Annotated in this window: 5 protein-coding genes; 3 read left to right on the top strand and 2 right to left on the bottom strand. The window is 51.5% G+C overall.

The annotated features are described in order from the left end of the window. Nucleotides 1-14 precede the first annotated feature (14 nt). From pheA to prfH, 3 genes are all read left to right on the top strand, one after another. A complete protein-coding gene (pheA, locus tag ACTHUE_RS10260; protein WP_107792504.1) occupies nucleotides 15-1103 on the top strand; it encodes a prephenate dehydratase in 1089 nt (362 codons plus the stop codon). 397 nt (nucleotides 1104-1500) lie between these two features. Beyond that, entirely contained in the window at nucleotides 1501-2634 is a 1134-nt protein-coding gene (locus ACTHUE_RS10255; RefSeq protein WP_107792503.1) for an RNA ligase RtcB family protein, read from the top strand. Nucleotides 2635-2636: 2 nt separating this feature from the next. Continuing rightward, on the top strand, nucleotides 2637-3275 hold the full coding sequence (prfH, locus tag ACTHUE_RS10250) for a peptide chain release factor H (protein ID WP_070461463.1): 639 nt from the start codon (nucleotides 2637-2639) through the stop codon (nucleotides 3273-3275). Nucleotides 3276-3361: 86 nt separating this feature from the next. On the opposite strand, the gene ACTHUE_RS10245 is transcribed toward prfH, so the two are convergent. Continuing rightward, on the bottom strand, nucleotides 3362-4591 hold the full coding sequence (locus tag ACTHUE_RS10245; protein WP_070461464.1) for an HlyD family type I secretion periplasmic adaptor subunit: 1230 nt from the start codon (nucleotides 4589-4591) through the stop codon (nucleotides 3362-3364). A gap of 88 nt (nucleotides 4592-4679) precedes the next feature. Beyond that, a partial coding sequence (locus ACTHUE_RS10240) for an ATP-binding cassette domain-containing protein (protein ID WP_440423414.1) occupies nucleotides 4680-5506 on the bottom strand: 827 nt, incomplete at its 5' end.

Raw genomic sequence — 5506 nt, 5'->3', positions numbered from 1 at the left:
TTGCGAGACAGCTTATGCCTTTATCCATAGACGAACAATTATTGCCGCACCGCAATGCCATCGACAGCATCGATGCGGAAATCCTCCGTTTGCTCAACGAGCGCGCCGGTCATGCGCATGCTATCGGCGAATTGAAAGGGACAGGCGCGGTGTACCGTCCTGAACGGGAAGTGGCCGTTTTGCGCCGGATTCAGGATTTGAACCGCGGTCCTTTGCCTGATGAATCGGTCACCCGGCTGTTTCGCGAGATTATGAGCGAATGTTTGGCAGTGGAGCGTCCGCTGACGATTGCCTATTTGGGCCCGAAGGGAACATTTACCCAGCAAGCCGCCATCAAACATTTCGGCCACGCCGCACACACCATGGCGTGTACCACCATCGACAACTGCTTCAAACAAGTTGAAACGCGTCAAGCCGATTATTTGGTGGCGCCGGTAGAAAATTCGACCGAAGGCTCGGTGGGGCGCACTTTGGACTTGCTGGCCGTAACTGCGTTGAAAGCCTGCGGCGAAGTGGTTGTCCGTATTCATCACAACTTGTTGCGTAAAGACAGCCACGAAATCGGCGGCATTACCAAAGTTTTCGCCCATGCCCAAGCCTTGGCACAATGCAACGACTGGCTCGGCCGCAATCTGCCTAATGCCGAGCGTATCGCCGTAGCCAGCAATGCCGAAGCAGCGCGTCTGGTTGCCGAATCTGACAGTCCGAATGTGGCCGCGATAGCCGGACGTATTGCCGCGGAAATTTATCAGTTGAGCTTTGCCGCCGAGTGTATCGAAGACGAACCGAACAACACCACGCGCTTCTTGGTGATGGGTCATCAAGAAACCGGCCGCAGCGGCAACGATAAAACCTCTTTGGTCGTATCCGCACCCAACCGTGCCGGTGCCGTTACCTCCTTGTTGCAACCCTTCACCAAGTTGGGCATTTCCATGACCAAATTTGAAAGCCGCCCAAGCAAATCGGTTTTGTGGGAATATCTGTTCTTCATTGATATCGAAGGCCATCAAGGCGATGAAAATGTCCAAAAAGCCTTGCAGCTTTTGGGTGAACGCGCTTCCTTCGTGAAAGTTGTCGGCTCTTATCCGACCGTTGTTTTGTAAGGATTATTGGGTATCAAAGGCCGTCTGAAAAGTTTTCAGACGGCCTAAATTATGTTCTCAATAGTTGCCATTTATGCAACATCATTGGCAGATTGATGTCAGTAAGTTTGCATGATTGGAAATGAACCTTCTATAATCCGAACGTTTTTAATATTTTCATGCAAAGAAAGGAGCAAGCCATGACACGCAATACTTCAATCCGCTCAATCACATTCTTTGCAGCCCAAGCGTAGGTCTGACTTTCGGATAACGCTTTTCGCATTCCATGTCGCCCGCTTCGGGCTGCTTTCCCTACGATTATCGGCTAGAAACCAGGCCGTCTGAACATTTAGCAGACGGTAGATACCTATTGTCATCTGTTGACGGTTTCTATCCGTTTAAAAGAAAGCATAAACACATGGGCAATTATTCCCATCATATTCAAATTATTGCCGATTCAAATACATGGATTGAAGGCAACGCTGTCGCACAGCTTGAAACCACCGCCCGATTACCGCATATGTTGCGCGTTGCCGGAATGCCGGATTTACACGCAGGGCGCGGTTATCCGGTTGGCGCGGCATTTTTCAGCGACCGTCATTTTTATCCTGCCCTGATTGGAAACGACATCGGTTGCGGCATGGCGTTTTGGCAGACCGATTTACGCGCGGCCAAACTCAAACCTGCCAAACTCGCCAAACAGCTTGGCAATATCGATACGCCGCTAGATAAAGACGAACAGGTCGATTTATTAGGTGACGCTGTCGATATGCACCAATTTTCAGACGGCCTTGCTGTAGGTACGATTGGCGGCGGCAACCATTTTGCCGAGTTGCAAACCGTTGACACCGTTTATCGCACCGATTTGCTTCCGCCCGATTTTGATGAAAACCATCTGCAACTGTTGGTGCATAGCGGTTCGCGCGGATTGGGCCAGCAGATTTTGCAATACCATATTGCCGCCTTCGGGCATCAAGGTTTGGCGGAAGAGGGCGAAGCGGCGGCGGCCTATCTTGCCGAACACCAAACAGCCCTTGAATTTGCCAGCCTTAACCGCCGTTTGATTGTGGCCAGAATGCTTGACCGTTGGCGCGCAGAAGGAACATGCCTGCTCGATGTCCACCATAATTTTTTGGAACAAACCGAGATTGACGGCACAATCGGTTGGCTGCACCGAAAAGGCGCAACGCCCACCGATAAAGGCTTGGTCATGATACCCGGCTCGCGCGGCGATTACAGCTATCTGGTCCAACCTGCCGAAGATTGTCAAATTTCGTTGAATACCTTGGCTCACGGCGCAGGTCGGAAATGGCAGCGCGGCGAATGCAAAGGCAGGTTGTCGCACAAATACACTGCCGACAGCCTGCGCCAGACCGAATTCGGCAGCGTAGTCGTTTGTCAGGATAAGGCCTTGATTTTTGAAGAAGCGCCGCAGGCTTATAAAAGCATCGACAGCGTTATTGCCGCCATGAAAAACGCAGGTTTGATTGAATTGGTCGCGCGGTTTAAACCTGTTTTGACTTATAAAACCGGCGGCGAGTGTGGAGCGTAAAGATGAAACAGAATACACCAGCGGTTCATCTGCAAATTTCCACCGCGCAAGGGCCGGCAGAGTGCCGAATATTTGCCCGTTTCGTCTTGGGCAAGCTGCTTGCCGAAGCCCAATCAAAAGGCATTGATGCCGAACTCGTTAACGAAACCGCCGATAAGTACGGCATTTTGTCGGCGACGCTCAAATTGGCAGGGCAAAAAGCCGAAAGTTTGGCGCAAACTTGGCAGGGGACGCTCCAATGGATATGCCCCAGCCCCGTCCGCCCGAAACATCCGCGCAAAAATTGGTATATAGGCGTTTTTCGTTTGCCCGATATGCCGCAGACGTATGAAATGCCGTCTGAAAACGGAATCGAGTTTCAAACCTGCCGTTCGGGCGGTAAAGGCGGGCAACACGTCAATAAAATCGAAAGCGCCGTCCGCGCTACCCATAAAGAAAGCGGCATTTCCGTGTGGGTCGAGAGCGAACGCAGCCAGCATGCCAATAAAAAATTGGCGGTAATGTTATTGGCGCAAAAGCTGGCAGAGCATCATGCCGGACAGGCAGGAAATTTTGCGCAGGAGCAGCACACGCAACTCTATCAAGTTGAGCGCGGCAATCCGAAAAGGACGTTTGTCGGAGCGACGTTTAAGGAGAAGTAATTTGCCTGTCGGATAAACAGGCATAGTGAAAACATAAACCAAAGGCCGTCTGAAAACTTTCAGACGGCCTTTTATCAGTTTATCGATTAGCGTTCGCTCAACGCTTGTTTCATACGCGTAATCGGTTTGATCAGGTATTGGAAGATGGTTTTTTCACCGGTTTTGATGTCTACCGTTGCAACCATACCCGGAATAATCGGCATCGGTTTGCCGTTTTTGTCTTTCAGGGAGTTGTTTTCGGTTTGGACGAGAACGCGGTAATAAACTTGGTTCGGGTCAAGTTTTAAGTCGTTGGCACGGTTTTGCATAGAGTTGCTGACGGTATCGGCGCCGACGAGGGTAACTTTGCCTTCTAAACCGCCGTAGATGGAGTAGTCGTATGCGCTGACTTTAACCAATGCAGGTTGGCCTGCGCGGATAAAGGCGATGTCTTGCGGACGGATATAGGCTTCGACCAGCAGTTTGTCATCAACCGGGACGATTTGCATGATGTCTTCGCCTGCGTTCACAACGCCGCCGATGGTGGTGACTTTTATGCCTTTGACGATGCCGCGCATAGGGGCGCGGATTTGCGAGCGTTCAACCGGGTCGGCACGCATGGCAACGTTTTCTTTGGATTGCGCCAGTTCGGATTCGGCTTGCAAGAGTTCGTTGTTGGCATCGGCTTTGTAGCGGTTGCGGCGTTCAGAGATTTGGGTGGCCAAGTCTGCGGAATCGCGGCGCATTCTTAAAAGTTCGACTTCGGAAACATAACCTTCGGAAACAAGAGGAGCAGTAATGGCAATCTCTCGATCAAGTGCGGCCTTGCTTTGGGATAGGCCGTTGATGGCATCCACCATGACTTGGCGGCGTGCTTTGTAGGCGGCGATTTCGCGACGGCGAAGCTCGGGACCCACGCTGTCAGGGAAGGAGAGCTTGGTTCCGTAGGCTTCAGCTTTAAGGCGGGCAATAGTGGCTTCGAGGTTTGCGACTTTGGCTTCGCTTTCGCGCAAAACGGCGGAGCTGCGTGTGTCGTCGAGTTTCATCAGAATCTGATCTTTCTCGACCATATCTCCTTCTTTAACCATGATTTCGGTTACGATGCCGGGATCCAGGCTTTGGATTACTTGCTCACGGCTGCTGGGAATGATATTGCCGTTGCCACGGGTAACTTCTTCGACAGGGCTGTTGTAAGCCCAAATAACGAAGACAATCATCAGAATAAAAAACAGGATGATGACAATAAACTGGCCACTGTGTTTTTCTTTTTGCAGGGCGGCGTTGAGGTCGTTGATAAGGTCGAGATCTTTGGATTTGACGTTGTTTTCGCGGCTCATAATCGTGTGTCTTTATTGTGTTTGGTGGATTTTAACCATTAGGGCAGGCTGTTTGAAAGGGCAAGTAGGTTTCAGACGGCCTTTTGCTTTATCGTGCTGCTGATTGAGAGGCAGCAGCAGCTTGTTGCTGTTGTTTGGCGTTGGCTGCTTTGGCCTGTTCGTTTTGCATGAGTTTTTGCAATACGAGGTCACGCGGGCCGTCCATCACGACTTTACCATTATCCATCACAATGATGCGGTTGACGATTTGCAGCACTTGCGGACGGTGGGTCACCAAAAGCATGGTGCGGTTGCGACCCCATTGGGCAATAGCATTGAGCGCCATGCGTTCGGTAGCCTGGTCCAGGCTGGTGGTCGGCTCGTCCAGCAAGACGACTTTCGGGTTGCGCAAGGTCATGCGTGCCAGGGCGATGATTTGTTTTTGACCGCCGGACAAGCCTAAGCCGTCTTCACCCAGAGGCATATCCAAACCACGTGGATGGTTGCGGATGATTTTGTCGAGGCCGAAGCGGTTGAGCGCAGTCAGTAAGTCTTGGTCGGTAGAGTAGCTGCCGGTACGCGCCAAGTCCATATTTTCACGCAATGTGCCGAGGAACAGGCGTGGCGATTGGCTCAACAGCAGGACTTGATCGCGCAGGAAGTTGGGGTCAAGCTGGCGCATATCGACGCCGTCAAGGGTAACGTTGCCTTTTTCAGTGTCGTACAGACCGCTGGCCAGTTTGAGCATGGTGCTTTTACCGCTGCCGATACGGCCCAAAATACCGACTTTTTCACCCGGTTTGATGGTCAGGCGCAAATCTTCGACGGCGCTGTTGTTGTCGGCTTGATATTTGAACGATACATTTTCAAAGGTAATGTTGCCTTGTACGTTGTCCAAAGTAATGTATTTGCGTTCCGGATTGCGCTCGATAGGGC

The sequence above is a fragment of the Neisseria sp. P0021.S005 genome (genome assembly GCF_051956955.1).
The sequence above is the reverse complement of the archived record's forward strand: the minus strand, read 5'-3'. Positions and strand labels throughout refer to the sequence as shown.